Genomic DNA, 697 nt, shown 5'->3' with positions numbered 1-697 from the left:
TGTGTGGTACGCGCCGGTCAGTTCAGCGACGCTTCGTTGCGAAGCAACTCGTACAGCCACTTGACCAGCGGCCGTTGTGCCTCTGACCAGCTGCGCTGGTCCGCAACCGTCCGTGCTTGTCCGCCGCTGTTCGTCGGCGTTGTCACGCAGTTAGGCACTCATCGCATGGCCGTGCAATGCGTGTTGCCGTCACTGCCGTCGGCGCCTTGGCTCCGACCAGGTGACTGGACTGCCGTGGCGCTTGCACAGCTACCTCTTGCCGCGCTTGCAGGCTGTGAGCCCCTGCTCCCTGGCCTCGTCCTCGGGCATCGACTCCTGACCCATGTAGGTCCACATCACCGGAATGGCCGTCTCAGCGCGCGAGACCAGGAGCTGCCTTCTACGATCATCAATAGAGAGCGGCTATTCACCGGCCATCGAGGGGAAAGTCGAAAGGATTTCGCCGTGGGCATTCTACAGGTTATCGAACGGGCAAAGGTCGATCCGAAATTCGAAGCCGAGCTCAAGCTGGCGGCTCTACGCGTGTCTAGCGAGGGTTTCGAAAGCGATGCATTTCGTGGCCTGATGTTTCACTTCGCAGATAGTCCGGAGAAAATGGCTCGCCTGGTCTCGGAGGAGGGTGAAGCGGCTCGCCCAAGGACTCGGACGACTCTGACCACAACCACCACGACTACAACGGTAGCCTGTACAACGACAA

At 60.4% G+C, this 697-nt stretch carries 1 protein-coding gene; it reads left to right on the top strand.

What is annotated here, in order from left to right:
• Positions 1–444: 444 nt before the first annotated feature.
• Positions 445–697: hypothetical protein (locus ACYVO6_RS49445; protein ID WP_461073632.1), on the top strand; the 253-nt coding region annotated here is incomplete at its 3' end.

The organism is Streptomyces pseudoechinosporeus, assembly GCF_054783935.1.
Note: the sequence above shows the minus strand (reverse complement) of the source record. Positions and strands in the feature narration are given on the sequence as shown.